Annotated in this window: 24 protein-coding genes; 10 read left to right on the top strand and 14 right to left on the bottom strand. The window is 73.1% G+C overall.

Translation table 11 applies throughout. The features are described 5' to 3' along the window. The first annotated feature begins 175 nt into the window (after positions 1 to 175). Both ACGFYP_RS06375 and ACGFYP_RS06370 read left to right on the top strand, forming a co-directional pair. Positions 176 to 1,402: an ROK family protein gene (locus ACGFYP_RS06375; RefSeq protein ID WP_361963411.1), complete on the top strand. Its 1,227-nt coding sequence runs from the start codon at positions 176 to 178 to the stop codon at positions 1,400 to 1,402. 135 nt (positions 1,403 to 1,537) lie between these two features. Beyond that, on the top strand, positions 1,538 to 2,302 hold the full coding sequence (locus ACGFYP_RS06370; RefSeq protein ID WP_393487019.1) for a methyltransferase: 765 nt from the start codon (positions 1,538 to 1,540) through the stop codon (positions 2,300 to 2,302). Here the strand turns inward: ACGFYP_RS06370 and ACGFYP_RS06365 are convergent. Then, positions 2,275 to 2,871, bottom strand: a complete 597-nt coding sequence (locus ACGFYP_RS06365) for a DUF4865 family protein (protein WP_393487017.1) — start codon at positions 2,869 to 2,871, stop codon at positions 2,275 to 2,277. The genes ACGFYP_RS06370 and ACGFYP_RS06365 overlap by 28 nt on opposite strands. A gap of 30 nt (positions 2,872 to 2,901) precedes the next feature. Beyond that, positions 2,902 to 3,489, bottom strand: a complete 588-nt coding sequence (locus ACGFYP_RS06360; RefSeq protein ID WP_393487013.1) for a TetR/AcrR family transcriptional regulator — start codon at positions 3,487 to 3,489, stop codon at positions 2,902 to 2,904. A gap of 229 nt (positions 3,490 to 3,718) precedes the next feature. On the opposite strand from ACGFYP_RS06360, the gene ACGFYP_RS06355 reads away from it, so the two are divergent. Genes ACGFYP_RS06355 through ACGFYP_RS06345 form a run of 3 tightly spaced genes read left to right on the top strand, consistent with a single transcriptional unit; the run spans position 3,719 to position 7,349 of the window. After that, positions 3,719 to 4,000 (top strand): SHOCT domain-containing protein, encoded by a 282-nt coding sequence (locus tag ACGFYP_RS06355; RefSeq protein ID WP_393487010.1) that lies wholly within the window; start codon positions 3,719 to 3,721, stop codon positions 3,998 to 4,000. Continuing rightward, complete coding sequence (locus tag ACGFYP_RS06350; RefSeq protein ID WP_393487007.1) at positions 3,997 to 4,800, top strand: ABC transporter ATP-binding protein; 804 nt, start codon at positions 3,997 to 3,999, stop codon at positions 4,798 to 4,800. The genes ACGFYP_RS06355 and ACGFYP_RS06350 overlap by 4 nt, the downstream gene beginning before the upstream one ends. Further along, entirely contained in the window at positions 4,797 to 7,349 is a 2,553-nt protein-coding gene (locus tag ACGFYP_RS06345; RefSeq protein WP_393487004.1) for an ABC transporter permease, read from the top strand. Before ACGFYP_RS06350 ends, ACGFYP_RS06345 begins: the two co-directional genes overlap by 4 nt. 121 nt (positions 7,350 to 7,470) lie before the next feature. Here the strand turns inward: ACGFYP_RS06345 and ACGFYP_RS06340 are convergent, their stop codons facing one another. The 3 genes from ACGFYP_RS06340 to ACGFYP_RS06330 form a co-directional block, all read right to left on the bottom strand. Further along, the gene (locus ACGFYP_RS06340; RefSeq protein WP_361963397.1) at positions 7,471 to 8,010 is read right to left on the bottom strand and encodes an ATP-binding protein; all 540 of its coding nucleotides are present in this window, start codon (positions 8,008 to 8,010) and stop codon (positions 7,471 to 7,473) included. Between the two features lie 171 nt (positions 8,011 to 8,181). Beyond that, the gene (locus ACGFYP_RS06335; RefSeq protein ID WP_361963395.1) at positions 8,182 to 8,499 is read right to left on the bottom strand and encodes a hypothetical protein; all 318 of its coding nucleotides are present in this window, start codon (positions 8,497 to 8,499) and stop codon (positions 8,182 to 8,184) included. Positions 8,500 to 8,593: 94 nt separating this feature from the next. Next, complete coding sequence (locus ACGFYP_RS06330; RefSeq protein WP_393487001.1) at positions 8,594 to 9,703, bottom strand: PP2C family protein-serine/threonine phosphatase; 1,110 nt, start codon at positions 9,701 to 9,703, stop codon at positions 8,594 to 8,596. A gap of 192 nt (positions 9,704 to 9,895) precedes the next feature. On the opposite strand from ACGFYP_RS06330, the gene ACGFYP_RS06325 reads away from it, so the two are divergent. Further along, positions 9,896 to 11,026: a PLP-dependent cysteine synthase family protein gene (locus tag ACGFYP_RS06325; RefSeq protein WP_393486999.1), complete on the top strand. Its 1,131-nt coding sequence runs from the start codon at positions 9,896 to 9,898 to the stop codon at positions 11,024 to 11,026. On the opposite strand, the gene ACGFYP_RS06320 is transcribed toward ACGFYP_RS06325, so the two are convergent. The 3 genes from ACGFYP_RS06320 to ACGFYP_RS06310 all read right to left on the bottom strand — a co-directional run bounded on the left by ACGFYP_RS06320 (position 10,986) and on the right by ACGFYP_RS06310 (position 12,831). Next, positions 10,986 to 11,486: an SRPBCC family protein gene (locus tag ACGFYP_RS06320; protein ID WP_393486996.1), complete on the bottom strand. Its 501-nt coding sequence runs from the start codon at positions 11,484 to 11,486 to the stop codon at positions 10,986 to 10,988. The genes ACGFYP_RS06325 and ACGFYP_RS06320 overlap by 41 nt on opposite strands. 74 nt (positions 11,487 to 11,560) lie before the next feature. Then, entirely contained in the window at positions 11,561 to 12,010 is a 450-nt protein-coding gene (locus tag ACGFYP_RS06315; RefSeq protein WP_393486994.1) for an SRPBCC family protein, read from the bottom strand. Further along, positions 12,007 to 12,831: a DeoR/GlpR family DNA-binding transcription regulator gene (locus ACGFYP_RS06310; RefSeq protein ID WP_393486991.1), complete on the bottom strand. Its 825-nt coding sequence runs from the start codon at positions 12,829 to 12,831 to the stop codon at positions 12,007 to 12,009. Before ACGFYP_RS06310 ends, ACGFYP_RS06315 begins: the two co-directional genes overlap by 4 nt. Positions 12,832 to 12,980: 149 nt before the next feature. Between ACGFYP_RS06310 and ACGFYP_RS06305 the strand changes: the two genes are divergently transcribed. Next, positions 12,981 to 15,461 (top strand): hypothetical protein, encoded by a 2,481-nt coding sequence (locus ACGFYP_RS06305; RefSeq protein WP_393486989.1) that lies wholly within the window; start codon positions 12,981 to 12,983, stop codon positions 15,459 to 15,461. Here the strand turns inward: ACGFYP_RS06305 and ACGFYP_RS06300 are convergent. The 4 genes from ACGFYP_RS06300 to ACGFYP_RS06285 form a co-directional block, all read right to left on the bottom strand. Then, a complete protein-coding gene (locus ACGFYP_RS06300) occupies positions 15,431 to 17,851 on the bottom strand; it encodes a right-handed parallel beta-helix repeat-containing protein (protein WP_393486987.1) in 2,421 nt (806 codons plus the stop codon). The genes ACGFYP_RS06305 and ACGFYP_RS06300 overlap by 31 nt on opposite strands. 82 nt (positions 17,852 to 17,933) lie before the next feature. Beyond that, a complete protein-coding gene (locus ACGFYP_RS06295; protein ID WP_393486985.1) occupies positions 17,934 to 18,542 on the bottom strand; it encodes a hypothetical protein in 609 nt (202 codons plus the stop codon). 106 nt (positions 18,543 to 18,648) lie between these two features. Further along, positions 18,649 to 19,473 carry an MOSC domain-containing protein gene (locus ACGFYP_RS06290; protein WP_393486983.1) on the bottom strand — a complete coding sequence of 275 codons (825 nt, stop codon included), beginning with the start codon at positions 19,471 to 19,473 and terminating at the stop codon, positions 18,649 to 18,651. Positions 19,474 to 19,509: 36 nt separating this feature from the next. Continuing rightward, positions 19,510 to 19,968, bottom strand: a complete 459-nt coding sequence (locus ACGFYP_RS06285; RefSeq protein WP_393486981.1) for a DUF6643 family protein — start codon at positions 19,966 to 19,968, stop codon at positions 19,510 to 19,512. 264 nt (positions 19,969 to 20,232) lie between these two features. On the opposite strand from ACGFYP_RS06285, the gene ACGFYP_RS06280 reads away from it, so the two are divergent. Continuing rightward, positions 20,233 to 21,522, top strand: coding sequence for a TerD family protein (locus ACGFYP_RS06280; protein ID WP_393487508.1), 1,290 nt, complete (start codon positions 20,233 to 20,235; stop codon positions 21,520 to 21,522). Between the two features lie 18 nt (positions 21,523 to 21,540). Here the strand turns inward: ACGFYP_RS06280 and ACGFYP_RS06275 are convergent, their stop codons facing one another. Then, the gene (locus ACGFYP_RS06275; RefSeq protein ID WP_393486979.1) at positions 21,541 to 22,911 is read right to left on the bottom strand and encodes a glycosyltransferase; all 1,371 of its coding nucleotides are present in this window, start codon (positions 22,909 to 22,911) and stop codon (positions 21,541 to 21,543) included. 58 nt (positions 22,912 to 22,969) lie between these two features. Between ACGFYP_RS06275 and ACGFYP_RS06270 the strand changes: the two genes are divergently transcribed. Both ACGFYP_RS06270 and ACGFYP_RS06265 read left to right on the top strand, forming a co-directional pair. Beyond that, on the top strand, positions 22,970 to 23,755 hold the full coding sequence (locus ACGFYP_RS06270; RefSeq protein WP_361963369.1) for an aspartate/glutamate racemase family protein: 786 nt from the start codon (positions 22,970 to 22,972) through the stop codon (positions 23,753 to 23,755). A 60-nt stretch (positions 23,756 to 23,815) separates the two neighbouring features. Continuing rightward, positions 23,816 to 24,391: a hypothetical protein gene (locus ACGFYP_RS06265; RefSeq protein WP_393486976.1), complete on the top strand. Its 576-nt coding sequence runs from the start codon at positions 23,816 to 23,818 to the stop codon at positions 24,389 to 24,391. Between the two features lie 142 nt (positions 24,392 to 24,533). Here the strand turns inward: ACGFYP_RS06265 and ACGFYP_RS06260 are convergent, their stop codons facing one another. After that, positions 24,534 to 25,634 carry an O-antigen ligase family protein gene (locus ACGFYP_RS06260; RefSeq protein ID WP_393486974.1) on the bottom strand — a complete coding sequence of 367 codons (1,101 nt, stop codon included), beginning with the start codon at positions 25,632 to 25,634 and terminating at the stop codon, positions 24,534 to 24,536. Positions 25,635 to 25,687: the final 53 nt, after the last annotated feature.

Genomic DNA, 25,687 nt, shown 5'->3' with positions numbered 1-25,687 from the left:
GCGAGCTCCGGTCAGCGGTATGGGCTTCGGCTCAGCCGTACGCGGCGACCTCCCGTCAGCCGTACGAGCTCCGGCTCCTCGATGCGCGGCGACGGAGCGCCGTGCGCACCCGGCGGCCGGCCGATCTCGGCCCGCGCAGACCGCGCCACCGCCCGATCATGGGAGACTCGCCCCCATGAACGGCAAGGCGACCACGACCAAAACACGGCTGGACAGGGGGCGCGGCGCGCTCGGGCCCGCGCTGGAACTGGTGCACACGGGCCGGGCACCGACCCGTGCGGTGCTCACCGCCGAACTGGGCGTCACCCGCGCCACCGCCGGCGCCGTCGCCGCCGAACTCGAAGCGCTCGGCCTGATCCGCGTCGACTCCAACCCCGGTGCCGCCGCAGGCTCCCAGGGCCGTCCCTCGCACCGCCTCGCCGTCGACGAGAAGGGCCCCGTCGCCCTCGCCGCGCAGGTCCACGCCGACGGCTTCCGTGCCGCGCTCGTCGGCCTCGGCGGCTCGATCGTCGCCACCGCGCCCGGCTGCGTCACCGTCTCCGCCGACCCCGCCCAGGTCCTCGGCGCCGTCGTGGACGCCGGCGCCGCCCTGCTCCACGCCAGCGGCCGCCGCTGCGTGGGAGCCGGGCTCGCCGCCCCCTCGGCGGTCGCCGAACCCGAGGGCACCGCCCTCAATCCGCTCCACCTCGCCTGGCCCGCCGGTGCGCCGGTACGGGAGATCTTCGCCGAACGCGTCCGTGCCGCGGGCATCGAGGGCCCCGCCTTCACCGGCAACGACGTCAACCTCGCAGCCCTCGCCGAACACCGTCACGGTGCCGGCCGGGGAGCCAAGGACCTGCTGTGCGTGGCCACCGGCCACCGGGGTGTCGGCGGCGCCCTCGTCCTCGACGGGCGCCTGCACACCGGCAGTTCGGGCCTCGCCCTGGAGGTCGGGCACCTCACGGTCAACCCCGAGGGCCGCCCGTGCCACTGCGGCAGCCGAGGCTGCCTCGACGTCGAGACCGACCCGCTCGCCTTCCTCACCGTGGCGGGCCGAGACCCGGGCCCGGAGGTGTCGCTGCTGCAGCAGTCGCGCGACCTGCTCCGCAACAGCCCCGACGATCCCGGGGTGCGGGTCGCCACGGAGGAGCTGATCGACCGACTGGGCCTCGGCCTCGCCGGACTGGTGAACATCCTCAACCCGGACCGGATCATCCTCGGCGGACTCCACCGCGAACTGCTCGACGCCGACCCCGACCGGCTCCGCGCCGTCGTCGCGGACCGCAGTCTCTGGGGGCGCAGCGGCGGAGTGCCGATCCTCGCGTGCACGCTCGACCACAACAGCCTGGTGGGCGCGGCGGAACTGGCCTGGCAGCCGGTCCTCGACGACCCGCTTGCCGCCCTGGGCCGCGCGGCGGCCTGACCTTCGGGGGAGTGGGGAGGGCGGGAGCCCGCGAGCCGTGCTCCCGCCGCCGGCCCTCGGCGCGCCGCCCCCGGATCTCGATCGGATCGCCAAATGGCTCGGCACGGCGCCCAAGGGGAACTAGCGTTCCACCTCATGACCGATTCTGATCTTCCTCCGCGCCTCGGTGCCCTCACCTTCCACGGGCCGCTCTCCGAGGCCCGCGCCGCCCGTATGATCCGGCGGATCGCCGAGAACGAGCCCGCCACCGTGCTCGACATCGGCTGCGGTTGGGGTGAGTTGCTGCTCCGCGTCCTGGAGGCCGCACCCGGTGCGACCGGTGTCGGCCTCGACATCAACGCCGAGGACCTGGCCCGGGGCCGGGACCTCGCCAAGGAGCGCGGGCTCGACGAGCGCGTCGCGTTCGTGGAGGAGTCGGCGCTCGGCACCACGCGCGGGCCGGTCGACGCGGTTCTCTGCCTCGGTTCCAGCCAGGCGCTGTGCGACCCCGACCAGCCCCACGACCCCGCCGCCGCCCTGCGCGAACTGCGCCGCCTTGTCCGGCCCGGCGGCCGGGTCGTCCTCGGGGAGGGGTTCTGGGAGCACGCCCCGACGGACGAGGAGCTCGCCGGCATGTGGCCCGGCGCGCACGCGGGCGACCACCTCCGCCTCGGAGAGCTCGTGGACCTCGCGATCGAGGCCGGCTTCCGGCCCGCGTGGATCGAGACGGGGACGCGCGAGGAGTGGGAGGAGTTCGAGTCCGGCTACCGCCACGAGACCGAACTCTGGCTCGCCGCCCACCCCGACCACCCGCTCGCCGCCGAGACCCGCGAGCGCGTCGACCGCCAGCGGTCGACCTGGCTGAACGGCTACCGCAACGTCCTCAACATGGGTTATCTGACCCTCGTTCCGGTCGGCTGATTCAGCAGCTCCCGCTCCGGCGCGGACACGTGCAGCACCTGGAACCGGTCGCCCGCGTCGTCGGGGATCCGCGCACCCTCCGCCCAGAGGGTGAAGAACAGCAGCTCCCAGTGGCGGGGATCGATCGCGAGCGCGCTCGCGACGACGCCGTCACGCCAGGACTCGTGCCCGTGCTCCATGATCGCTTCCGACACCGCGTGGCCCGGCGGGATGTCCTCCGGCACCGGGGACGTCCGCCGGGTCGCGGTCGTCGGCGCGACGGTGGCCGCCGGACCCTCCTCGTACCGGAGGCCCGTCCAGTGCTGCACCACCGGTCGGCCGAAGTCGTTCACGATCCCCCGGAAACCGGGGCCCCAGAGGAAGGAGTTCATGCCTTCCGGGGTGTTCCAGAGGTAGAACGGCGCGTACTGGTTCATCGGCGATCCGTCCGCGCGCTCCCGCATCAGGTACGCCTTGAGGCCGAGCCCGGGGAAGTCGTCGAGCAGGTGCCCCTTGGTCGCGACCCGCTTGCGGATGATCTCCATGTCGTAGTCGGCGGGGAGGGTGATCTCGTACTGCATGGCGTGCATCGGGAGGTCTCCGCTTCTCGTGAGGGGCGCTCAGGCGGTACGGGACGACAGCTGGGCCAGCAGGCCGAGCAGGCCGCGGACGGCGGTGTCGAACGCGGCGGGGGAGCCCGAGGCGCGGGCCAGGACGTAGCCGCCCTGTACCGTCGCCACGATCGTGGCCGCCAGCTCGGCCGGATCCGGCGGACCCGCCAACTCGCCGCTGTCCAGGCCCTCCTGGAGGATCTCCGCGAGCCGGCCGCGCAGCCGGTCGAGGGTCTCCTCGACCGGGGCGCGCAGCTCCTCGCTCGCCATGACGTCCGGGTCCATCGTCAGCCGGCCGACCGGACAGCCGCGCAACACCTCGCGCTCGCGCAGCAGATACGCCTCCACGCGCGCGTACGCCGATCCTCCGCCGCCCAGGGACGCGTCGGCCGTCGCCCACATCTCCTCGGCCGTGCGGCGGATCGCGGCAAGGGCAAGATCCGGCTTCCCGGCGAAGTGGTGGTACATGCTGCCCTGCCCGGCTCCGGCCGCCTGCTGGATCGCCTTGGGGCTCGTCCCCACGTAGCCGCGCTCCCAGAGCAGCTCCCGGGTGGCTTCGATCAGTCGCTCGGACGTCGTCATGAGGCGATTGTACATACCAGTAGGTACAGCGCTGCTTCAGAGGCAGTGCCGATAAGAGGCAGTGCCGGTCGGTGTGGCGCGTCGGGCGCAGCCGGCGGGGCACCTCCGTACTCCCCACGTCGTACGGACGAAGCCGCTGGCCGTACGACGACCCGGACCCCCTCCGCGAGCGAGTCTCGAAGCATCGACAGCCGCGACAGCCGCGACCGACGCGACGCGACACGCATACGAGGAGCTGAGCGACATGAACACCCTCGCCCACGCCGGCCCCGGCCCCTGGGTCCTGTTCTTCCCGCTCGTCTGGGCGGCCGTGATCCTGACCGTGATCACCGTGCTGCGCCGCACCGGATGGCGCGGCAGGCGAGGCTCCGGTCCCCGCCCCGCCTACGACGAGCAGTCCCCGATCGCCCTGCTCGGCCACCGCTTCGCGGCCGGCGAGATCGACGAGGACGAGTACTGGCGTCGGCTGACGGTCCTGGAGGAGCAGTTCGGCCGTACCGCGGGACCCAAGGGGCGTGCGGCATGACGAGCACCGCCCCCGACACCGTCGCGCGCACCGCCCGCGCCGCCGCCCGGGTCGTGGACGCCGTCAAGGTCTACGGCGGCGGAGACACCGAGGTCAGGGCCCTGGACGGGGTGAGCGTCGACTTCCCGGTCGGCCGCTTCACCGCGATCATGGGCCCCTCGGGGTCCGGCAAGTCCACGCTCATGCACTGCGCCGCCGGCCTCGACACGCTCACCTCCGGCTCCGCGATCATCGGCGACACGGACCTCTCCACGCTCGACGACCGGCGGCTCACCCTGCTGCGCCGCGAACGGATCGGCTTCGTCTTCCAGGCGTACAACCTGCTGCCCACTCTCACTGTTGCCGAGAACATCACCCTGCCCCTGGACCTCGCCGGTACCGTCCCCGACCAGGACCGGTTCGACGCTCTCGTCGACACGGTCGGCCTCCGCGACCGGCTCCACCACCGGCCGAGCCAGCTCTCCGGCGGCCAACAGCAGCGCGTGGCCGTCGCGCGGGCCTTCGCAGGCACCCCCGACGTCGTCTTCGCCGACGAGCCGACCGGGAACCTCGACTCGCGCTCCGGCGAGGAGGTGCTGCGGCTGCTCGGCCGGACCGTCCGGCAGACCGGCCGTACGGTCGTCATGGTCACCCACGACCCGGTCGCCGCCGCCCACGCCGACGAGGTGGTCTTCCTCGCCGACGGTCGGCTCGTCGACCGCATGGCCCGGCCGACCGCCGAACGCGTCCTCGACCGCATGAAGGCCTTCGACGACCGGTCGCGGACCTCGGACCGGGCCCGAGGGGTGGTGCCGTCATGAACGCCTCCGTGAAGCTCAGCCTGTCCGGGCTCCGCGCCCACAAGCGGCGCTTCGTCGGCACGCTCACCGCGATCCTGCTCGGGGTCGCCTTCCTGACCGGCACCCTCGTCATGGGCGACACCCTGAGGACGAGCTTCGACTCGCTCTTCGGCAACGCCACCAGCGGCACGGACGCCGTGGTGCGCAGTACGAGCGTGGTCACCGTCGAGGGGGAGAGTCAGGGGACCCGCAGCTCCGTCGCGGCCTCCCTCGCCGACGAGATCGCCGAGGTGCCCGGTGTCGCGGCGGCCGTCCCCCGGATCGAGGGCGCGGGTCAGCTCGTCGGCGCCGACGGCGAGCCCATCGGCGGCCAGGGCCCGCCCACCCTCGCCGGATATTGGATCCAGGATCCAGAACTCAATCCGTACGCCCTGGCCGAAGGCCGCGCACCCGAGCGGTCCGGCGAGGTCGTCGTGAACCGCGGCGCAGCGACGACGGGCGATCTGGCCCTCGGCGACACCACGGTGCTCCGCACCCCCGACCCGGTGAAGGTCACCGTCGTCGGCCTCGCCACCTTCGGTGGGGAGGACGGCATGGCCCAGGTGACGTACACCGGCATGACCCGCGCCGACGCCGAGAGGTACCTGAACCCGAAGCCGGGCGAGGCGTCGAGCATCCTCGTCCGCGCGGGTCCGGGCACCTCGCAGGACGAACTCGTCGCCGCGCTCGCACCCGTACTCCCCGCGGGCACCGAGGCGATCACCGGAGAGCGGTCGGCGCAGGAGAACACCGACATGATCTCCGGTCAGTTCCTCACCCTCTTCACCACCTTCCTGCTGGTGTTCAGCGGAGTGGCGCTGCTCGTCTCCGTGTTCTCCATCCACAACACCTTCGCCATCGTGGTCGCCCAGCGGACCCGCGAGAACGCCCTCCTGCGGGCGCTCGGCGCCTCCCGCCGTCAGATCGTCGGCTCGACGCTCGTCGAGGCCGTGGCCGTCGGCCTGGTCGCCTCCGCGGCGGGCCTCCTCGGCGGCATCGGCGTGGCGGCCGGTCTCCAGGCGCTCTTCCCGGCGATCGGCTTCCCCTTCCCCGAAGGGGAACTGGTGATCAGCGGCCTGTCCATGGCACTGCCCTTCGCCGTCGGCCTCCTGGTCTGCGTCGGCTCCGCCCTGCTGCCAGCCGTGAAGGCGGGACGGACCGCGCCGCTCGCCGCGCTCCGCGAGACCGCCGTGGACGACTCGGGTGCCTCACGCGCCCGTGCGGCGGCCGGGACGGGTCTCCTGCTCGCAGCCGTCGCCGTCGTGCTCACCGGCGTCCTCGCGGCGCCGTCGCTGTGGCTGGCCTCCGCCGGCGCGGTGCTCGCGCTCGCCGCGTTCGTCGTCCTCGGCCCGGTGGCTTCCTCGTACGCCGTACGGATCCTCGGCGGGCCGCTGCGCGGGGCCAACCGGGGGCTGGCGCGCCGTAACGCGCTGCGCAGTCCGAGGCGGACGGCGGCGACCGCCACCGCGCTGATGATCGGCGTCGCCGTCGTCTCGCTCTTCACGGTCTTCGGCGCCTCCCTGAAGGCCACCATGGACCAGACGGTCTCGCGCTCGTTCGCCGGCGACGTGGCCGTCAGCACGCCTGCCTTCGGCGCCGGAGGCAGCGGGCTCAGCCCGCGGCTCGCACCGGCGCTCACGGCGCTGCCCGAGGTGGAGACGGCCGTCGGCCTCGGCCAGGGGGTCGCGGAGATCGACGGCGAGGGGCGGGCCCTGACCGTCACCGATCCGGCCGCGCTCGCCCGGGCCTTCGACCTCGGCGGCGTCCAGGGCTCGCTGGACGGACTCGGGACCGACGGCATCGCCGTCGCCGACACCGAGGCGGACAAGTCCGGCCTGAGGCCGGGCAGCACGACCGAACTGGCCTTCACCGACGGCAGCCGGCACACCTTCACCGTCAAGGCCGTCTACGCACAGTCCGAACTGGCCGGGGACTACGTCATCACCCGAGAGGCCTGGGCCCCGCACCGCGCCCAGGACTCCGACCGGCTCGTCGCCGTCGGCTTCGAGGACGGCGTCTCCGAACAGGCGGGCAAGGCGGCGGTGGCGGACGTCGCCGCCGAGTACGGCAACCCGGAGGTGCAGACGCGCGACGAGTACGCCGAGTCCTCGGCGGGCGGCATCGACATGATGCTCACCCTCGTCTACGCGCTGCTCGCCCTCGCCGTCCTCATCGCGCTGCTCGGGATCGCGAACACGCTGACCCTCGCGGTCCACGAGCGCACCCGTGAACTCGGGCTGCTGCGCGCGGTCGGCCAGACCCGGGCCCAGCTGAAGGCCATGGTCCGCTGGGAGTCAGTCCTCGTCGCGGCCTTCGGCACGGTCGGAGGTCTCGCGCTCGGCGGATTCCTCGGCTGGGTCCTGGTCAAGGCGTCCGACGGAGCGAGCGACAGCGCGTTCGCCTTCGCCGTCCCGCCGCTCCAGCTCACGGTCGTCGCCCTGGTCGGCCTCGCGGCGGGCGCCGTGGCGGCCTGGCGCCCGGCGCGCAGGGCGGCCCGCCTGGACGTGCTGCGGGCGATCGCGACGGAGTGACGCGGGCGCCGGATCCTGGATATCGGATCACGGACATTGGATATCGGATATCGGATCCAAGATCCATGATCCGATATCCAATGTCCGATCTCCGATGTCCTATGGAGCCCGCTCGGCCCGCTCAGCCCGCCAGGGCCGGGCGGGCGACATGGGCGCCGTGGAAGCGGGAGTGGCCGACGAAGGGACCGTCGGTGGTCGCGCCGTACACGGCGTGCGCGTACGACGGGACGGCTACGGCGGGCATGGGCGCGGAGAGGGTGAACCAGATGACCTTCCCCGCGTCGTGCGGGCGGATGCCCCAGCTCTCGCTGACGGCCTCGATGATGGCCAGACCGCGGCCCGAGGTGGCGAACTCGTCGATGTCGTCGGGGTGCCCGCACCCCGCGCGGCCGTCGACGTTCGGTATCCGCGGATCGTGGTCGTGGACCGAGACGGTGAGACGGTCGAGCAGCAGCTCGATCTCGACGGTGCACATCTTGTCCGGCTGTGCGTGCCGGTGAACATTGGTCAGCAGCTCGGTGACACCGAGCGCCGCATGGTCGATCAAGGCATCGAGACGCCAGTAGCGCAGATGCGCCGAAACGATTCTGCGGACCTGACCGATCCGCGACGGCAGGGCCTGGAGCTCCACCGTGCAGTGCCTGCTTGGCTCGCTGATCACGGCTGCGACTCCCCGAAGTTGAGGTCCGGAAGAAGACGAAGATTCGGATCTGTCATGCGTACAGCAGGGCGATGGCTGGATCACAGCGTCACCGCCGGTAAACCCTCGGTGAGGTGGTTCCAGGGTGAACCAGTGGTGACCGGCCCGCAACTCGCGGCGACCTGTCGCAGGTCAACGGCCCTTGGTGGCCCGCTTCAGGGCTTCGAGAAAGCCCCCGGGGCCGGACGCCCGGTCCTTCGGCCCCCGCGCGGGTCCGTCCATGGTCAGGCGGTACCGCGTCCCGTTCACCGTCGCGACCGTCTCGTCCGGCTTCGCGAACCAGGGCCTGCCGGCCCGGACCGAGGTCACGGGGGCGCTGTCGATCTCGCGGCCGTAACTGGTCAGGAGGGACAGTCGGCCGTCCTCGATACGGACCTCGCCCGCACGCGTCAATGAGCGCGGCCAGCGCTCGATCCGTACGCCCTTGGCCGTGAACTGCGGCTCCGTCATCTCGCTCCGCCCCCTTCGCGTCGGTTGTCCCGTCCAGTGTGCCGGGCGGACCGCGGCCGCACCAGAGGCCCTTGTGGCGAGTGTCGCGGGACGCTCACCGGGGCTCCGTGCCGCCGGTCTCACCCAGGCGTACGGCGAGGGCGGCGATGTCGTCGTCGAGCCGGCCTCGGCTGTAGTGCAGGAGGTCGCGGTGGAGGGCCGTGAGGAGTTCGCGGGGCGGTGTCGGGGGCTGTCGGCGCATCCACCCCGCCAGCGGGAAGAACTCGCCGTTGCGGGCGCGGGTCTCGGCGATCCCGTCGGTGTAGAGGAGCAGGAGGTCGCCGGGGGTGAAGTCGAAGGTGTCGACGGTGTAGTGATCGCCGATCAGCCCCGCGAGGCTGAGCAGCGGCGAAGGGCTGGCGGGCTCGAGGAGACGGAGTTCGTCACGGTTCAGGAGCAGGGGCGGGGGGTGTCCGCAGTTGAGGATGTCGATACGTCTGCCCTCGCGCGGGATCTCGACGAGAAGGGCGGTGGCGAAGCGCTCCATCGGCCCTTCGGGGGGAAAGGCGGCGTTGTAGCGGGTGCTGCTGGCGTCCAGCCGGCGCGCGACGACGACCAGGTCGGGCTCGTCGTAGGCGGCCTCCCGGAAGGCGTTGACGATCGCCGCGGCCGCCCCGACCGCGGGCAGGCCCTTTCCCCGTACGTCACCGATGAGCAGCCTGACCCCGTAGGGCGTGTCGACCACCTCGTAGAAGTCCCCGCCGATGCGGGCCTCCGCCGCGGCCGCGAGGTACAGCGACTCGATCTCGACGTTCCGGAAGCGGCGGGGCATGGGGCTCAGGACCACCTGCTGCGCCGCGTCGGCGACGAGCCGTACCTGGAAGAGGGTGCGCTCCCGCTGGAGCCGGACGTGGCTTCCGTACGCGGCGGCCACGGTGACCGCGATGATCCCCGCGGCCGTCCACCACGTTCCCAGGTCGGGGAAGACGAGGCTGAGGCCGATCATCAGCAGGAGGCAGACCGTCCCGAGCAGGACGGTGGGCAGGACCGGCCACATGGAGGCGGCCAGAGCCGGTGCCGCGGGCAGGAGGCGGCTGAAGGCCATCTCCGGCGGAGTGGCGTAGGCCAGGCTGGCGATCACGACGGTCAGAATGACCGGCGACAGCCGTACAAGCCTCCCCCGGCCGTAGCGCCGACGGAGCCGCGGCCGTGCAGACTCGATCACGCTCCCCAGGATATCCGGGCAAGAGGGACATAGCGCTCTGGCGAGCGGAGCCGGTCGCCCGCCCCTCCCCGCGAGGGCGTGCGCGGCCCCGTCCAAGGGACTCCTATGGACCCCCAAAGCGAACGTTTGTGCAGGTGAGGGAGTTATCGTCGGCAGTGGGGGACAAGCTGGGCCGGACGAGGAGAAGGACGAATGAGCACCACGGAGAACACGGCGCGAGCCGCGGCCGCGACCGTCGACGTCGACCGGAGCGACCCGGCGTACCGCGCCTGGCTGAAGGAGGCGGTCCGCAAGGTGCAGGCGGACGCCAACCGCTCGGCCGACACCCACCTGCTGCGCTTCCCGCTCCCCGAGTCCTGGGGGATCGACCTCTACCTCAAGGACGAGTCGACCCACCCCACCGGCAGCCTCAAGCACCGCCTCGCCCGCTCCCTCTTCCTCTACGGCCTCTGCAACGGCTGGATCCGGCCGGGCAAGCCCGTGATCGAGGCCTCCAGCGGTTCGACGGCCGTCTCCGAGGCGTACTTCGCGAAGCTGATCGGCGTCCCGTTCATCGCCGTGATGCCCCGCACCACGAGCGCGGAGAAGTGTCGGCTGATCGAGTTCCACGGCGGGCAGTGTCACTTCGTCGACGACTCCGGCGCGATCTACGAGGAGTCCGCGGCCCTCGCCGAGCGGACCGGCGGGCACTACATGGACCAGTTCACCTACGCGGAGCGGGCCACCGACTGGCGGGGCAACAACAACATCGCCGAATCGATGTACCAGCAGCTGAGGTTGGAGCGCTACCCCGAGCCCGCGTGGATCGTCGCCACCGCCGGTACCGGTGGTACGTCCGCGACGATCGCCCGCTACGTCCACTACATGCAGCACGACACCCGTATCTGCGTCGCCGACCCCGAGAACTCCTGCTTCTTCGACGGCTGGACCAACAACGACCCGGGCGCGACCGCCGACTGCGGCTCGCGCATCGAGGGCATCGGCCGCCCCCGGATGGAACCCAGCTTCGTGCCCGGCGCCATCGACCGGATGATGAAGGTCCCGGACGCCGCGAGCGTCGCCGCCGTCCGCGCCCTGGAGGCCGCGATCGGCCGCAAGGCGGGCGGCTCCACCGGTACGGGCCTGTGGAGCGCGCTGAAGATCGTCGCCGAGATGGTCGAACAGGGCCGCACCGGCAGTGTCGTGACCCTGATCTGCGACCCGGGCGACCGCTACCTGGACAAGTACTACTCCGACACCTGGCTGGCGGAGCAGGGCCTCGACATCGCGCCCTACGCCGCCGCTATCGACCGCCTCCTGGCGACGGGTGTCTGGCCGGAGTGAGCCGCCGGTCGAGCCGGCGCATCGCGTCGCGGAAGGACCTGCCCACGCCGGGACGGGCCAGGCGCACCGCGAGCCGGCACGGCGCGCCGCCGTCGACCGCCATCGTCCAGCGGACCCGGGTCCCCGTTCCCGTGGGGGAGAGGGCCCAGTCCTCGACGAGGGCGCTGACGCCCGGCGCGTTGGTCTCGTCGACGCGGTACGCGTAGCGGGTGTCGGGGTCGTGGGCGAGGATCGTCTCCTGGAACACGACCCCACCGCGCAGCCGGACCGTGCGACCCGCGCCGTCGCCGGTCGGGGTCGCGGAGGTGACCGCGGTGAACCAGGAGGGCATGGAGCCCAGTTCCACCGCCAGCGACCGGAACACGGCCGACGGCGGAGCCGCCAACTCGGCGGAGAACGCCAGTCGTACGGGTGCGCTCGTGGCGAAGTCGAGCTCCACGAGCCTGAGTCGGCGAGCCATGGACCGTCCCTCCCGAGGCGTGGACGCGAGGACCGCCCACCCTAGCTGACGAACCGTCAGTTGCCCAGGGGTCGTCAGGACGGCAGGAGCAGTCCGTCCATCGCCCGGCCGAACAACCGCCGCCCGGCCAGGGCCAGTACGGGATCGAGCGCACCCGGCACCCCGCGCACCCGCAGCTCCTCCACCCACACCGCACGGGTGCCGCCGCCCTGAGCCGCGTACACCTCGATCACGGCATGGCCGAGCACCACGCGCCCACGCTTCTCAAGCCGACACCGCCCCGGCTGTCCCGGCTGCCCCGGCGTGGGCGGCTCCCAGACGACCACCTCCATCGGGTCGTCCACGGCGAACCGCCCGATCCCGGTCCGAGCCACGAACCGGGTCCCCACCCGCGTCGGCCCGGGGGAGAGCATGCGGGACCGGGTGAGCGGCACCAGGCGGCCGTGCGCGGTGAAGTCGGTGAGCCGCCGCCACACCTCCTCGACCGGCAACCCCGAACGGCGCTCGACGCGGAAGAGGCTCACTCCTCCTCGCCCGCCACCACCAGACCCGGCAGATGTTCCGCCATCTCCTCACGGGTCTGCGGCGACAGACCCGCGTCCGTCACCACGGTGTCCACCTCGTCGAGCCGACCGAACGAACCCAGCCCCACCGTCCCCCACTTGGTGTGGTCCGCGACCACCACCACGCGACGGGCCGAACGCATCAATCGCCGGTTCGTCTCCGCCTCCGCCAGATTCGGCGTCGAGAGCCCCGCCTCCACCGAGATCCCGTGCACCCCGAGGAACAGCACGTCGAAGTGGAGCGAGCGGATCGCCTGATCGGCCACAGGACCCACCAGCGCGTCCGACGGCGTCCGCACCCCGCCCGTCAGCACCACCGTCGCCGCCCCCGGCCGCCCCTCGCGCGCCGCACCGGCCTGCTGGGCCGTGTGGAAGACATCGGCGACCCGCACCGAATTGGTCACCACCGTCAGATCCGGTACGTCCACGAGATGACCGGCCAGCGCGAACGTCGTCGTACCGCCCGACAGCGCGATCGCCGAACCCGGCGCCACCATCCGCGCCGCCGTCCGGGCGATCTCCTCCTTCGCGCCCAGTTCCAGCGCCGACTTCGCCTCGAAACCCGGCTCGTGCGAACTCGTCTCGGCCACCGGTACGGCACCGCCGTGCACCTTCGCGACGACACCCTGGCGCGCCAGGACGTCCAGGTCCCGGCGGATGGTCATGTCCGAGACGTTGAGCCGTCGCGTCAGCTCGTTGACCCGTACACCTCCGCGCCGTCGCACCTCGTCCAGAATGAGGGCGCGCCGCTGCTCCGCGAGGAGATTCTGATGGTCGCTCACCACCGGGGCCGGTCCTTCCGAAGGGAACTGGGGGAATGGAGGGCGGATTCCGTGAGAGACCCTGCACCTGCGCACGGCCTTCCGCGATCCTGATGTCCTACCTGTCTGCCTGCCGTCGAATCCTCCCACCCAGAGAGTGAGGCACCGAAGTGCCCCCTGCCTCTCGCGCCCCCAAGAGCGGCGGCGCGGCGCTCGAACTCCTCGTCCACGGTGTCGGCGGAGCCACCCCGCAGGACATGCTGGACGATCCGCGCACGGTACGGATCACCGGCGACACCACCGCCGCCATGCACCGGCGCGTCGACGACGCCGACGCGGAGGACCATCCCGAGCGCTACGCCGAACGACCGGTCCCGGAGGCGTACGTCTGGTCCAACCTCACCTCCGGCAACGGCGCCCGCGCCCTGTGGCTGCTGCTCCTGCCGTTCATGGTCGCCAACCTCGCCCACTGGATGCGCCCGCCGGCCAAGGGGCACCCGCGACTGGTCCGGCTGTACGGGACGGTGGTGCGGCTCGTGGCCCTCACCCTCACCGTGCTGCTCACCGCCGCCGCCTGCGAGGTCGCTCTCGACCTCACGGCCTGGCAGTGCGCCGGCTCGGCCGCCTGCGCGGAGGACCGCTCCTGGCTCGGCTTCCTCTCGGCCGAGCGCGGCGGCTGGTGGTCCCAGCCGGGCCGCCGGCTCGCGCTCGCCGCCGTCGTCCCGGCCGCGCTGGTCGGCCTGCTCTGGTACCTCTCCAACCGGACGTGGAGCGCGTACGAGGCCCAACGCCCGCCCACCGGCTACGACGAGAACGCACCTGAACCCCCGGCCGAGAAGGCGCCCGAGCCCCCGGACCGGCACGCGAAGACCGGGGACGCGGCCCCGCACACGACCGAGAACGCGACGGCGGAGTCGGCCCCGGACCCGCCCGAGGGCCCGGCCGACTCCGCCGTCGAGGTCCGTCCCGCACTCGGGCGCCCCGGGTTCTGGTACGGCAGGCGGCTCGTCGCCCGGCTGCGCGCCGCGCACACCGCCGCCGGATTCCTGACCGTAGCCGCCGCTCTCACCGGGGCCGCCGCCCGGCACGACAGGGAGGCCCAGAGCGCCCTGCTCGACCTCCTCGCCCGGTCCCTCCAGTCGGCCTACATCGTCCTCGGTGCCGTCGTCCTCTGGGTCGTCTGCCGCCGGGGCCGCAGCGAGAAGCGCCTCGACCTGCGCCTCGAACGGGCCCTCGTCTCCTGGCTGCCCGCCTCCTCCCTGATCCTCCTCGCCCTCGCCGTCCTGCACACCGGCTGGTCCCGCCCCGACTGGCACTCCGCCGGAACGCTCCCCGGCAACGCCACCTTCGGCGTCCTGACGCTCGCCCAGGGCGGACTCGTCGTGGCACTCGGCGTGGTCGCCGTCCTGCTCCACCGCCCCGGCGGCGACGCCCGCACCGCGCTCCACGGCCTCGGCGGCCCCGCCGTCGCGATGCTCGCCTGCGCGCTGGGCGGCGTGATGTCGGGCGGCGTCGCCCAGCGCGTCGCCGACTGGCTCGACGGGCCCGCGACGCCCGGCATGGGCGCGGGCTCGGCCATCGCCCCACCCGTGCTGCTCAGCTGGCAGGCGTCCGTCATCCCGGTCCTGCTCCTCATGCTGCTCGGCCCGGCCGCGGTCCTCGCCGTACGGACCGCCCGCGCCGCCCGCCGCCTCGGACCCGTCGTCGAGGCCGACTACGGTACGGAGGAGCCGGATCCGGTGCGTACCGGACGGATCGCCGCGGCGCGCGCGACCGCGTCCCTCACCGATGCCGCCCCCGCGCTCGTCGGTACCGTCTCGGGCGCCACCCTGCTGCTCGGCGCCGGTTCCGTGGCCGGTGCCTGGGCCAGCGGCAACGTCCCGGGCCGGGCCTTCGGCGGCGCCCACCCGGCGATCGCCTCCGCCGCCGAAACCGCCCAGTCCCTCGGCTCCTGGATGATCGGCTTCGGCTTCCTGCTCTTCGTCACCTGGGGCCGCCGCGCCTACAAGGACGCCTCGGCCCGCCGTACGATCGGCATCCTCTGGGACGTCGGTACGTTCTGGCCGCGCGCCGCGCACCCCTTCGCCCCGCCCTGCTACGCCGAACGGGCCGTGCCCGACCTCACCTGGCGCATGAGCTCATGGACCCGGCACACCGGCGGCCGGCTCGTCATCTCCGGCCACTCCCAGGGCAGTGTGCTCGCCGCGGCCGCCGTCTGGCAGCTGCCGCCCGCCACCCGCGGCCGCGTCGCGCTGCTGACGTACGGCTCTCCGCTGGAGCGGCTCTACGGGCGTTGGTTCCCGGCCTACTTCGGGCCAGGACCGCTGCGCGCCCTCCACCGCACGATCCACTGCTGGAGCAACCTCCACCGCCCGACCGACCCGATAGGCGGGCCCGTCCGGGTGCCCGCCGCCGGGGACAAGCCGGCCGTGGACCGCGCCGCGCTGCTCGACCCGGTCGTCTACGGCCGTACCCCCGAACACCCGCTGCCCGAACCGGTCCTGGGCCACTCCGACTACCAGGCCGACCCGGCCTTCGCCGCCGAACGGTCCGTACTCCTCGACCGGTTGCCTCCCACCCTGCCCCGTCCTCGCGACGGAGCCGCCGACAGGCCCACGGATCAAGGGAGTTCGGGCAGGTCCTCCGGATAGAGCAGCGTCAGGTCGTCCGTGCTCGCGTCGGCGAGCACGGCGACCCGGCCGGCGTGCCGCTCCACCATCGACTCGAACGTCTGCCGGGCCGTACGGCCGTTGCCGAACGCGGGGCCCTTGGGCAGCTCCGTGAAGTACTTCCGCAGCGCCTCGTCCGTGCCTTCGGCCAGCCGGTACTCGTGTTCCTCCGCCTGCTGCTCCACGATCCGCAACAGCTCGTCCGGCACGTAGTCGCTGAAACTGATGGTCCGTGAGAACCGTGACGCCACACCGGGGTTGACGGTCAGGAACCGCTCCATCTCGTGCGTGTACCCGGCGACGATCACCACCACCGCGTCCCGGTGGTCCTCCATCAGCTTCACCAGCGTGTCGATCGCCTCCCGACCGAAGTCGCGCCCCGAGTCCTCAGGCGACAGCGCGTACGCCTCGTCCACGAACAACACCCCGCCGCGCGCCCGGTCGAAGGCCTCCTGCGTACGGATCGCCGTCGAGCCGATGTGCTCGCCCACCAGGTCGACCCGGGAGACCTCCACCAGATGGCCGCGCTCCAGGACCCCGAGCGACGCCAGGATCTCGCCGTACAGCCGGGCCACCGTCGTCTTTCCCGTGCCCGGGTTGCCGGTGAAGACCAGATGGCGGCGGACCGATGCCGCCTTCAGCCCCGCCTCCTGCCGTCTGCGGCCGACCTCGATCATGTTGGTGAGCGTCCGCACCTCGTGCTTCACGCTCTCCAGGCCCACAAGACCGTCCAGTTCACCGAGGACGTCCGTCGAGGAGCGCGCCGTCACCACGGCCTCGGGTGCGGGCTCCGGCACGGGCGCGGCGGCGACGGGGGAGCGCGGCGCAGGCACCGTACCGAGCAGACCCGCCGTCGCCGTCGCCGTCAGGACCGTCCCCGTGTCGGCTCCCGGCGTACGACGCACCCCGCTCTCGTCGCTCGTGCAGTCCTCCGCGACCGGCCCGTCCTCCGCGAACTCGTACCCGCCGCGCGCGCACCGCTCCGTACGGCACTTGCGCAGGGTGGTGCGGCAGCCGTCCATCACATGGAAGCCGTAGCCGCCGCTCCCGGTCACCCGGCAGCCGTGGAAGGAGCCCCGCCCCTCCGCCGAGACGTAGAACCCTGCCTCGGCCGGCGAGGTGACCGTGCACCGCTCGATCGTCGGATCGGCGCCCTTGGTGACGATCACCCCGGTCTGCACGGCGTCGATCGTGCACCCGCCGAGCGTCCCGCCGCTGCCGTGGTCCCGGAACCAGGCGCCGGTCGACGCCTCCCGGATCCGGCAGTCGTCGAGCTGCGCCGTCGCCCCGTCGCTCACCGAGACCGCCGTGTTCCGCACCTGCGAGAGATCGCTGTCGACGACGTCCACCCGCGAGCCCCGGTCGAGCACGAACAGCGCGTCCGGCACGTCGTGCACCCGGCACGCGTCGAGGACGGCTGTCGCCCCGTCGCTGATCCAGACCGCCGGATAGTCCCCCGTACTGTCGTGGATCTCGCACTGGTTGGCGTCGACCCGCGTGCCCGGGTCCCACACCGAGAGCCCGTTGCGGCCGAAGCGGCGCACGGTCGAGCGGGTCAGCGTCAGTACCGAACGGGAGCGCAGGTCGACCGCGTTCTCGGGGATGTCGTGGATGTCGCAGTCGGAGAGCGTGAGGACCGCGTCCGTGTCGAGCGTGATGCCGTCGGCCGAGGTTCGGTGGACGGAGGAGTCCGTCAGATGAGCGGTCGCGCGGGCCGCGATCTGCAGACCGGTGCCCTTGATCTCGTACACCTCGCAGCCGACGCCCTCCAGACCGCTGCCCTCGCCCGTGACGCTGATCCCGGCCCCGGAGGCGTGGTGCACCCGGCAGCGCTCCAGACGCGGATGCGCACCGCCTCGCACCGAGACACCGGACTGGCCCGCCGCGACGATCTCGCACTCCTCGAACACCCCGCCCGCACCGTCGAGTACGGCGATGCCGACGCCCGCCGGGTTGTCGACGGTGCAGCGCCTGACCGTGGGGCGGGCCGCGCCGCGCACCTCGAGGCCGGCGGCCGAACGCGTCACGATCCGCAGATCGAGCAGCTCGGGCGTCCCGTCCTCGACGAGCAGCGCGGGCGCGGCGGAGTCCTGCCCCTCCACGTGCAGGTCCTGCACGGTCGCCGACGCCCGTACGGTCAGCGGTACGCCGTCCACGGGCGCGATCCGGACCGAACCGACCCCGCCTTCGGGGCCGCGCAGGGTGACGGCGCGTTGGATGACGAGGTTCTCCCGGTAGGTCCCGGGTGCGACGGTGAGGACGTCGCCGTCCCCGGCGGCTTCCAGAGCCGCGGCGAGGGAGGCGTACTCACCCGTGCGGCGCCGCCACCGCGAAGTGCCGGTGTGCGTCACCTGGACCGTGCCCTGTGCCATGGGTGTGCTCTGCCCCCGCCTCATGCGTCGCCGCTGATCCGATGCCCCACCGTAGCGCGCGCGGGGGTGCCGGGTTGACGGGTCAGCTGCCCGCGCCCGTACGGCCCCAGTCGGGACCGGCCTTGGCCCACGCGCGGTCGAGTCGCTGGTACCGCCGGTGTACGAGTCGGCGTACGACCAGTCTCCTGACGGCCTCCACGAAGACTCCCGCCAGGCTCGCCGCGAGCAGCCCGATCACCAGCGCGTGCGCGTGGGCGGTCTCCGGTCGCATCGGCGCCTGGACCGGCCGTCCGCCGCGGTCGGTCCACAGCCGGAAGGTGTCGCCCGGATCGGAGAGCTCCCGCCGGGTCGCCACCGTGCCCGTACGGGACGTGCCGTCCGGCGCCGACCAGCGCGCGACGACGGAACGACGGGCCGGCTGATCGCCCGCGGACTCGGGGCTCTGCAGTCCGGGGGCCGGGGCGTCGGAGAGCCGGATCACCCGGGCCGTCGTGGGCAGCCGCTGGAGGCTCTGGGCCCGGACCGCGCGCTGGAGGGAGGCGTCGGTCGCGGCGCCCGCGATCCAGCCGACCGCGGGGACGGCGAGGGCGAGCAGTACGGCCGCCGTGAGCGCGACCCACGCCTCGATCAGGTCGGTGCTCCGGCGCAGGGGATTGTGCCGCCAGCGCCAGACTCCGGTGGCTGCGCGCACGCGCTCACACCCCCTCGTCGTCCGTGGTTCTCCCAACGAGTCTGCCCCGGGGGCGGGTTCCCCGCCTGTCGGGAGGGGAAGTGTGACGCGATCGCGGATCGTCCCGTCAGTCGAGGATCTTGACCTCGTCGCCGACGCGGATGGTGCCGGGGTGCTCAGGGACCAGGTTCTGGCCGAAGATCAGCCGGGTGCCCTGCTTGCGGTGCCGGGCCAGCGTGCGCAGGGGTTCCTTGCCGCGGGCGGCCGTGGACTGGTCGGTCGTGGTCACGACGCAGCGGCCGCAGGCCCTGGCGACCCGGAACGTCACCTCGCCGATGGTGAGCCGTGTCCAGCCGTCCTCGGCCCAGGGCGCGGTCCCCTCGACGACCACGTTCGGCCGGAACCGGTTCATCGGCAGCGGGCCCTCGTGGGCGTGGTCCCCCTGGGCGATCAGCGCGTTGAGGGCGTCGAGGGAGGAGGCGGAGGTGACCAGGAGCGGATAGGCGTCCGCAAAGCTCACCGTCTCGCCCGGCAGCGCGTACTGCGGATCGATGGGTCGCCGACGTGCCGGGTCGTCCATGTGGACGAGCCGGGACTCCGTCTCCAGGAACGCGCTCAACCAGGCGTCGGCCGCCGGGCCGGCCGGGACCGCCTCCACGGGGGTGTCGAAGACCTCCACCCGGATCGTGGTCGACGGCCGCGGTTCCTCGACCGGCAGCGTGGGGTGGCCGGCGGCGGACAGCATGATGCCGCCGCCCGGCAGTGATTCGGCCGATGCCAGCGCCATCCGTGGATGACGGCGCTGGGTCACGACCTTGCCCGACGCGTCCACCACGGCCCAACGGCGGTCACCGGCCAGTCCCCATGGCTGGACCTCCGCCTCGGCGAGAGCGTGTCCGCGCAGCGCCTTCACCGGGTGGACATGAACGGAGCGCAGACGAGGATTCGGCATGCCGACATCCTGCCAGTCGCTCCGCGTTCGACTCTGTCAGTACCCCTGGCCCTGGTACGGGCGGTTGTAGGGGTCCTGGTACTGCACGGGGGCCGGGGCGGGCCTGGCGGCCGGGCGCATCGCCTCGTAGCCGGCGGGCGCCGGACGCTGCGGCTGATGACCACCGGGGTAGCCGCGCGGCGCGGCGGGCTGCTGCGGGATGTACGGCGCCGGAGCGTGCTGCAGCGGCACGGGGGCCATCTGCTGCGCGGGCTGCGGATAGCCGTACGAGCCGCCGCCGTAGGAGGGGGCGGGGCTCGGTGCCGCCGGGAGGGCGGGCAGCGCCGCGGGCAACGCCGGCAGGTAGCTGTTGCCGGTGTCGTACGCGGCAGGCACTCGGATCGGGGCGATCTGAGGCGTGCCCCGCTCCGCGACCAGGGAGTCGTAGATCGGGGTGTCGGGGAACGACGGCGCGGTGTAGTAACCGCCTCCGTAGGTGGAGCGGGGGGAGGTCATGGCCATAAGTTAAGCCCACGATGTGCTGGTTGGGGAGCCCGATAAGAGGGTTGTTTGACGGGTTCTGAGTGACCGTCGATCCATAATGCGATCGAACGTGACAAAAACGGTCGCGCTCCGGGCCGCCGATAGGTCGCCGATCTTGAAAAGGCGAGCTGGGGAGGGGGTTACCCGCGGGTCTCCCTCGTCTGCGTGGCGTGTCCGGTATTGGGTTGACGTAAAGAAATCTTGATACGCGGAGCGACGCTGGGGGCGAGCATGTTCATGCTTAAAGGGGCCAATGTTCCGGTGGGGGCGCGCAGTGTGCGCGTGGAATTGGGTTGGCGTTCAGGCGTCGGAGTGCCGGATGTCGACGCCTCGGCACTACTCCTCGTGTCGGGAAAAGTGCGCTCCGACGCGGACTTCGTTTTCTACAACCAACCGGCGCACGCCTCGGGGGCGGTACGGCACGAGGGCAAGTCCGGCCCCGACGCCCCCGGCGGGCCCGTCACCGACGTCGTCTCCGTCGACCTCGCGCGCGTGGAGCCCGAGGTCGAGCGGATCGTCCTCGCCGCCTCCGCCGACGGCGGCGACTTCGGGCACGTGCCCGGACTCTTCGTCCGCGTGATCGACGCCGAAGGCGGCGCGGAACTGGCCCGCTACGAGAGCACCGACGCGACCGTCGAGACCGCCTTCGTCCTCGGGGACCTCTACCGACGGGACGGCGGCTGGAAGTTCCGAGCGGTGGGCCAGGGGTACGACTCCGGCCTCGCGGGCCTCGCGACGGACTACGGCATCACGGTCGACGAGCCGGGGGTCGATGAGCCGGGAGCGGTCGGGCCAGGGGCGGTCCAGCCCGTCGCTGCGGAGCCTGGCGGAGCGGTCGCCGCCGGGCCGCCCGTGCGGCTCACCAAGGTCACCCTCACGAAGGAATCCCCGACGGTCTCCCTCACCAAGGGCGCCGGCGCGACCGGTGGCGTGATGCGGGTGAACCTCAACTGGGAGACGCGTACGGAGAAGGAGGGGCAGGCGGTCGGACCGCGGGCCGGATTCTGGGGCCTGGGCCGCCGCCGCGAGACCGCTTCCCCGCATGCCTCCGGTGGCCTCGACCTCGACCTCTGCGTCCTCTACGAACTGGCCGACGGCTCCAAGGGCGTGGTGCAGGCGCTCCAGGGCTTCGGCTCGCTGACCGAACCGCCGTATGTCCAGCTCGACGCGGACGACCGCACCGGCGCCCGCGCCGAGGGCGAGAACCTCACCATCAACCTCGACCGTGCCGACGAGTTCCGCCGACTCCTGGTGTTCGTCGTCATCTACGCGGGCGCGAGCGACTTCGCCGACCTGCACGCGACGGTGACCCTGAAGCCGCACGACGGCGCGCCGATCGAGTTCTCCCTCGACGAGTGCACCGTGCCGGCCCGCACCTGCGCGCTCGCTCTCCTCACCCAGGAGGACGGCGACCTGACCGTACGGCGCGAGGCCCGCTTCCTCGTCAACGAGCCCGGCATCTCCATGCAGCAGACCGCCGACGAGGCGTACGGCTGGGGCCTCAACTGGACCCCAGCCGTCAAGTGAGTCGACCGCGGTCGGTGGTCACCGGTCGGGCGCGGCTTCGGAACGGGTGTCGGGTCGCCGGTCCGGGCGGGCGTAGGTCCGCCCCTTCCAGGCGGCGCCCCGGCCCCGGTAGTGCTGCACGGCCGAGTCCACCGTCATGAGGAGGTAGAGCAGCGCGGTGAAGGGGAGGGTGGGGGCGAGCCAGAGCGGCTGCCGGTAGTAGCGGAGCATCGGCACGTACGTCCCCGCCATCACCGCCCACGCGAGACCGCCCGCCCAGCCGGCGACCGCGTCCCCGCCGAACAGCCCGGCTGCAAGCCCCACCGGCGGAGCGAGGTAGACGACGGCGAGCCCGGTGACCGTCCCCGCCAGGACGAGCGGGTTGTGCCGGAGCTGGGCGTACGCGCTGCGCGAGACCATCCGCCACAGGTCGGCGAGGTGCGGGTACGGGCGGACGGAGTCCACGCGGTCGGCGAGGCCGAGCCAGATCCGCCCGCCGACCCGGCGCACCGCCCGGGCGAGCGACACGTCGTCGATCACCGCCTGCCGGATCGACTCCGGCACGCCCGCCCGCGCGGCAGTCTCCGTCCGCAGCAGCACACAGCCGCCGGCGGCGGCGGTCGCCCGGGGGCGCCGGCGCCGGTTGATCCAGCGGAAGGGGTAGAGCTGGGAGAAGAAGTAGACGAAGGCGGGTACGACCAGCCGCTCCCAGCCGCTGGCGACCCGCAGGCGCGCCATCTGGGACACCAGGTCCAGCTCGTTCCCGACCGCGGCGGCCACGAGCAGCCGCAGGCTGTCGGGCTCGTGCGCGATGTCGGCGTCGGTCAGGAGGAGGAACTCGGGGCCGGGGGGCGCGGTGCCGGGAGGTGCGGTGCCGGAGGGCGCGATGCCGGAGGGCGCGGTGCCGGGGGAGTGCGCGTCGCGGGACCCGACGCCGGGGGCATCCGGGCCGTCCGGCCCGGACGGGCCGTCCTGCGCCCAAGGCTCACGGACGTCGAGTTCCCGGCCACGCGCGCGTGCGAGGGCGATGCCGTGCCGGAGGGCCCACAGCTTGCCCGTCCAGCCCGGCTCGGGCTCCCCGGGGGACGTGACCGTCAGCGGCAGCCCGCCGTACCGCGCGGCCAGTTCACCGGCCAGCTTCCCGGTGCCGTCCGTACTGCCGTCGTCGACGAGCAGGATCTCCGCCTCACCCGGATAGTCCTGGACGAGCAGCGACGGCAGGCTCAGCGGCAGCACCTCGGCCTCGTCCCGTGCCGGTACGACGACGGCGACCCGCGGCCACACCGCCGGTTCCACGCGCGCGTGGCCGGTCGGCAGGCGTTGATCGGTGCGCCAGAAGAACCCCTGACCCAGCAGCAGCCACGCCCAGGCGGCGAGCGAACCCAAGGCGATCCACGCAACAGCGCTCATTTGCCGCAGTCTGCCCCAGATCGGCTGAGGCGCAAGGGTGGTCGGCTAGGGTGACCGGGTGAAGATCGCGCTCATGGACTCCGGAATCGGCCTGCTCCCGGCAGCAGTCGCGGTTCGCCGACTGCGGCCGGACGCGGATCTGGTCCTCTCCAGTGACCCCGACGGCATGCCCTGGGGCCCGCGTACCCCCGAGGACCTCACCGAGCGCGCGCTCGCCGTCGCCCGTGCCGCCGCCGAACTGGAGCCGGACGCGCTGATCGTCGGCTGCAACACCGCCAGCGTGCACGCCCTGCCCGCGCTGCGCGCCGCGCTGGAACCCCGTATCCCGGTCATCGGTACCGTCCCGGCGATCAAGCCGGCCGCCTCGGGCGGCGGCAAGGTCGCCATCTGGGCGACGCCTGCCACGACCGGCAGCCCGTACCAGCGCGGACTGATCCGGGACTTCGCCGACGGCGCCGAGGTCACCGAGGTGCCCTGCCCCGGGCTCGCCGACGCGGTGGAGCACGCGGACGCCGACGCCGTGGAGCGGGCCGTCGCCGCGGCCGCCGCGCTCACCCCGCGCGACGTACGGGCCCTGGTCCTCGGCTGCACGCACTACGAGCTGGTGGAGGAACGTATCCGCGCGGCCGTGCGGTCCGCCGACCTTCCGCCCGTGGTTTTCCACGGCTCTGCCGGGGCAGTCGCGGCTCAGGCGCTGCGCCGCATCGGTGCCGAGCCCGCGCCCGACGCCACCCCGTCCGGCGGCCTCACCGTCCTGCTCAGCGGCCGGACCGGGGAGCTGCCGCCCGCAGCCCTGGGGTACGCAGAGGGCCGACTGCTCAGGGCCGCGGCCGCCGCGCACTGACGTGTCGCGGCCGCCGTCCATGAGGCGCCGCATGAGCGGAACGTGAGTAGGCTGCTACGCATGAGGGACGAGCCCCGTCACCCCCGGCATCCCCGCCCCCTGGGCACGGACGCACCCGTGCCCGAGGTGTGGACGGGCCGCGCCACCAACCGTCTGCAGTGGGTCGCGGCGGTCGCAGGTGCGGGCTTCATGGGCCTCGGCATCACCCTGGCGGTCGACTCGCCGTGGACGTCCGGCATCGCCCCGCTGCTGATGGCCGTGATCGGCTGTATGGCGGCGGGCCTGCTGGTGCTGTTCGGCACGCTCGCCTTCGTCCACGTCGAGGTGAAGGTGGACGAGCAGGCCATGGAGGTTCGCTGCGGTCACATCGGCGTACCCCGCCGCCGGATCCTGCTCTCCCAGGTGGTCGGCGCCGACTACATCGCGAGGGTCACCCCGCACGAGTGGGGCGGCTGGGGCTACCGCTGGCGCCCCGAGAAGGGCAAGGCGGTCATCGTCCGCCGGGGCGAGGCGCTGCTGCTGCGGCTGAACGACGGCCGTACGTTCACGGTCACCGTCGACGACGCCGAGTCCGGCGTACGCGTCATCCGCGAGCGCCTCCGCCCGGCCACCCCTACGGGTACTACGGGCGTCTGAGGACCTGGCCTCCGGGCGACGGTGACGGGTGTCCAAGGCTCAGCCAGCCAGCCAGCCAGCCAGCCGGTCAGCCGGTCAGCCAGTCCGTCCGTAGTCCTTCAGCCCGTCCGTCAGTGCGTCCGTCCGTCAGTGCGTCCGTCCGTCAGTCCGTCCTGGCCAGGTCGGCTTCGTCCATGAGGCCCGTGGCCGATCCGTCCGCCGTGCCCGCGCCCCCGCCCGTGCTCCCGCCCGCGCCTGCCGTCGCCAGGCCAGCGAGCAGGCCCGCGCAGGCGGTCACCGGCGTGAAGCTCAGCGCGTTGCCGACCGCGGCCAGGGCGGCCAGCGCCGTCAGGGACGCGCCCGCCGTGAGCACGACCGCCGTCGGGCGGGGCGAGGACCGGAGACCCCACAGCAGCCAGCCGTAGGCCGCACCCAGCAGGACCACCCCCGGAACCCCCTGCTCCGCCGCCTGTTGGAGCGCCGCCGAATGCGGTTTGCCGTCCGCGGCGAACGTCTCCCGGGCCGTCGGGCTCAGCGCGCCGAACCGGTCCGGGCCGACCCCGAGCACCGGGTTCTCCTTCGTGAGCGCGACCGCGTCCTGCCACAGCAGCACCCGGTGCCGGGTCACCTGGCCCTCCAGGGAGACCGCGAGCCCCTCCGGCAGCCGCTCCTCCGCCACGGCCCACGAGGCCCCCACCACCAGCCCCGCCGCCAGGGCGAGCCCCACGAGACCGAGGATCCTGCGCCGCATCCGTACCGCCGCCAGTGAGCAGAGCAGGACACCGGTCGACGCGAAGAACCCCACCACCGAGCCCAACGCCAGTGCCGCCACGGCCACGGCCAGGGCGAGGAGGCGGGAGAGGAGCCGGCCTTGCCGCGAACCGGCGGCCGACGCCGCGCAGCAGGCCGCCCCGGCGGCGAGCACGAGCAGCGCCGCGGCCGCTCCCGTATGACCGGTCGGTACGGAGCCGACGGGTGTGGCTCCCGGGATCCCTGGCCCGGAGGCCAGCGCGAGGCCGAGCGCGGCGAGGGCCGCCACGACAGCGGCGGCCACCGGGAGCAGCGAGCCGGAAATCCGGCCGCAGGCGTATCCGGCGGTGAGCGCGAGCACGGCGAGGAGGACCCCCTCGGGGCGCGCCTCCCGTCCGGCCGCGCTGATGAGCGACCACAGGACACAGGCGCCGAGGACCAGTACCCCGGCCACGTCCGCGGCCCGGCTGCCGCGCTCGCGCACGACGGCCACCCGCGCCGCAGATGCAGCCATCCCCGTCGACCCCCGCTCCGTCTGGCCGACACCGTAACGGCGCGGCCGCGATT

This window comes from Streptomyces sp. NPDC048370 (genome assembly GCF_043200825.1).
Taxonomy (GTDB): Bacteria; Actinomycetota; Actinomycetes; order Streptomycetales; family Streptomycetaceae; genus Streptomyces.
Note: the sequence above shows the minus strand (reverse complement) of the source record. Positions and strands in the feature narration are given on the sequence as shown.